The 2,808-nt window shown below is 33.3% G+C and carries 7 protein-coding genes; all 7 read left to right on the top strand.

From position 1 onward, the window contains the following. The first annotated feature begins 328 nt into the window (after window positions 1-328). The 7 genes from U9O96_00755 to U9O96_00785 all read left to right on the top strand — a co-directional run bounded on the left by U9O96_00755 (window position 329) and on the right by U9O96_00785 (window position 2,746). Complete coding sequence (locus tag U9O96_00755) at window positions 329-466, top strand: hypothetical protein (GenBank protein ID MEA2053639.1); 138 nt, start codon at window positions 329-331, stop codon at window positions 464-466. Window positions 467-470: 4 nt separating this feature from the next. Next, entirely contained in the window at window positions 471-869 is a 399-nt protein-coding gene (locus tag U9O96_00760; GenBank protein ID MEA2053640.1) for a type II toxin-antitoxin system VapC family toxin, read from the top strand. Between the two features lie 89 nt (window positions 870-958). Then, a complete protein-coding gene (locus tag U9O96_00765) occupies window positions 959-1,150 on the top strand; it encodes a hypothetical protein (protein ID MEA2053641.1) in 192 nt (63 codons plus the stop codon). Window positions 1,151-1,710: 560 nt separating this feature from the next. After that, window positions 1,711-1,962: a UPF0175 family protein gene (locus tag U9O96_00770; GenBank protein MEA2053642.1), complete on the top strand. Its 252-nt coding sequence runs from the start codon at window positions 1,711-1,713 to the stop codon at window positions 1,960-1,962. Next, window positions 1,955-2,425, top strand: coding sequence for a DUF3368 domain-containing protein (locus U9O96_00775; protein MEA2053643.1), 471 nt, complete (start codon window positions 1,955-1,957; stop codon window positions 2,423-2,425). The genes U9O96_00770 and U9O96_00775 overlap by 8 nt, the downstream gene beginning before the upstream one ends. 23 nt (window positions 2,426-2,448) lie before the next feature. Next, window positions 2,449-2,595, top strand: a complete 147-nt coding sequence (locus U9O96_00780) for a hypothetical protein (GenBank protein ID MEA2053644.1) — start codon at window positions 2,449-2,451, stop codon at window positions 2,593-2,595. Beyond that, window positions 2,582-2,746: a hypothetical protein gene (locus U9O96_00785; protein ID MEA2053645.1), complete on the top strand. Its 165-nt coding sequence runs from the start codon at window positions 2,582-2,584 to the stop codon at window positions 2,744-2,746. Before U9O96_00780 ends, U9O96_00785 begins: the two co-directional genes overlap by 14 nt. Window positions 2,747-2,808 lie beyond the last annotated feature (62 nt).

Raw genomic sequence — 2,808 nt, forward strand, 5'->3', positions numbered from 1 at the left:
CCGAAAGAAGCCATAAAGATACAAGGACGTAAAGAGGACTTGTATAGAATAAGAATAGGGAATTACAGGGTTTTATATTACATAGACAAACAATCATCAACCATTTTTATTTTAAAGGTGGATAAAAGACCAAGAGTTTATAGAAAATGAATCCATACAAAAAAGATGGCGGAGACAGACACCCTAACGAGTGGACAAGCACGGAAGTACAAAAACAAAAGATAAAAAAAGGGAAAGAGGTTTTGTATGTGGAATTTGTTGCTGTGTTTAGACGTATACAGTCCAGTAGGCAAAGCAATCATTAAATATCCTCACCAAATATAGGAACATGGAAGTTAATAAATTAATAAAAAAAGGGAACGCCGTAATTCTTATCGAGTGGATTAAAAAACATTCAGATAAAGAATATGCAACCCTACTAGATAAAGCAGAAGCAGACACTCGTAAAAAACTTAATCTAAGGTGATTATTTGGTTTGTCTGGATACATCCTTCATAGCAGATTTATTTCGTAAGGATAAAGAGGCAATTAGAAAACTGGAAGAATTCATAGAGAAAAATGAGAAATTGGTTACTGCTATTATAAACGTTGCAGAACTATACAAGGGAGCTTATGGTCACTACAGAAAGGAAGAAAAAATAAAAGAGGTGGACGAACTATCCCAAATAATTTTTGTGCTGGAAATGAACATTAGGGCAGCGAAAAACTATGGTTATTACTGCCAATACCTAAAAGGAAGAGGAAAAATGATTGATGATAGGGATATTCTCATTGCATCAATTATTCTTTCATATGGAGAAGACAAAATTGTAACAAGAAATGTAGAACATTTTAGAAGAATAGAAGAAATCGAAGTAATAGAATACTGAGTTTCTGAAGCCAAACAAATCATAGAAGATAGTAGAGATGGTGGAGGAAAGAAATATATTTATATATCTGTGATGGTTTTGATTTCATTATGACCAGCGAAGTTATACTGAAAGATATACACAAGGAGCTTTTGTTCATCCGTAGAAAACTTGAGGAATTGGAAGAAATCATTTTGCCAACCGAAAAATTGTCAGAAGAAGAATTAAAAGAATTAAGAAAGTTGAAAAATGATTCTAACAATGAATATGTTGAGTGGAATGAAAATGTGGATATTTTTTGAAAATGTTTAAAATCGTTCTTCATAAAGAGGGTAGAAGGAGAGGAAGATTTATACAGAGTTAGAGTGGGGAAATATCGATTATTTTATTCGGTGGATAAAAAGAACGAGTTAGTGAAAGTATTGGATATGGAAACGAGAGAAAAGGCTTACAGATAAAAAGCGTGATAGACTTGAGAAGAGCATAAAAGTGGATGTAAAGAATTTTTACTGCCTTTCTTCCCATGCTTTCAAATCCCGTCTATCCAAACGAAGACCAACTGGTTTACATCCATTTTCGTTCTTATTTTTCTTATTTGCATTTCCATTCATATTCTCACCATACTTTATCTGATATTCTTATTCTTATACATTCGATATCCTATATCCTATCCGTCGGTTCGTCAATAAAAAAAGACAATCAAAAAAAGAAAAAGGGGAAAGAGGGTTTTGTTTGTGGAATTTGTTGCTATGTTTAGTAGGTAATTGATGCAGACCAGATCGCATCTATGCCTACCCTATTTTTACCCAACTTTAGTAAGAAGAAATAAGAATGTTTATAAATCATTTTTTGATGAATATGCATGATGAGAATAGAGATTCCAGAAGATATCCTCTCATCCATTAAAATACCGAGGAACGAGGTGGATAAAACGATAAAAAGAGATCTGGCAATTTCTCTTTATCAGAGGGGGGCTATTTCACTGGGTAAAGCAAGAAAATTGGCTGGCTTGGAAAAATGGGAATTCTTAAAAGAGCTGGAAAAAAGAAAAATTCCCCGGCATTATACAAAAAGAGAATTGAAGGAGGATATAGAATTTGCCAAAAGTGGTTAGCAATTCCTCACCTTTGATTCATTTAGCAAAAATAAAAAAGATTGATTTATTGAAAGAGTTATTTGGGAGGGTAATCGTTCCGCAAGCGGTATATAACGAATGTACCATTGAATCTTTTAAGGAAACAAAGCAGATAAAAGATAAGGAATGGATTACAACTAAAAAAGTAAAAAATGAAAATATGAAGAGGGCTTTGTTGATGTACCTCGATGATGGAGAAGCTGAAGCCATAACACTGGCAGCAGGGGAAAATGCTGATTTACTATTGCTTGATGATTATGATGCACGAGAGTTTGCAAGGAAGTATGGAATTCCAATAACAGGCATTATTGGAATTTTATTGAAGGCAAAATATGTAGGAGAGATAAAAAAGATTAAACCGCATGTAGATAAATTAAGAGAAACCGGGTTCTGGATAAATGATGAACTGTATATGGAAATATTGAAGGAAGCTAAGGAGTAGTTTCTGTTTTTTTATCAAAGAAAATGATGTATCAGACAATTTGTACAATATTTGATTATCTCCTGCAATCTGGAAAAATAGCGGTGGATAAAGAAGGAAAAATTGCATGGATATACAACCCTGAATTGGTGAAGAAATATATGGAAAGGGAAGAACTTGCCGTTAGATAAAGAAATAAAAGTTGTATTCGCTGATGATGAAATAGAAATAAAAGATATGAGAGAAGATTTGGATACTGACTACCCCAGCATTTCTCAAATGAATCCTAAAAATGCCGAAGTATTTTTTACAGCCTTACTTATTATTTTTCAGCAACGGTAAAAATACCTTGAAGTAGAGGGCTTCAAAACGCTTGGAAAATTTGTCAGGCTTAACATCTGAAT

The sequence above is a fragment of the Candidatus Thermoplasmatota archaeon genome (assembly GCA_034660695.1).
GTDB lineage: Archaea > Thermoplasmatota > E2 > UBA202 > DSCA01 > JAYEJS01.

Coding starts and splice junctions, on each gene's coding strand:
- U9O96_00755 (MEA2053639.1), top strand. CDS start 329: ATGGAAGTTAATAAATTAATAAAAAAAGGGAACGCCGTAATTCTTATC.
- U9O96_00765 (MEA2053641.1), top strand. CDS start 959: ATGACCAGCGAAGTTATACTGAAAGATATACACAAGGAGCTTTTGTTC.
- U9O96_00770 (MEA2053642.1), top strand. CDS start 1,711: ATGATGAGAATAGAGATTCCAGAAGATATCCTCTCATCCATTAAAATA.
- U9O96_00780 (MEA2053644.1), top strand. CDS start 2,449: ATGATGTATCAGACAATTTGTACAATATTTGATTATCTCCTGCAATCT.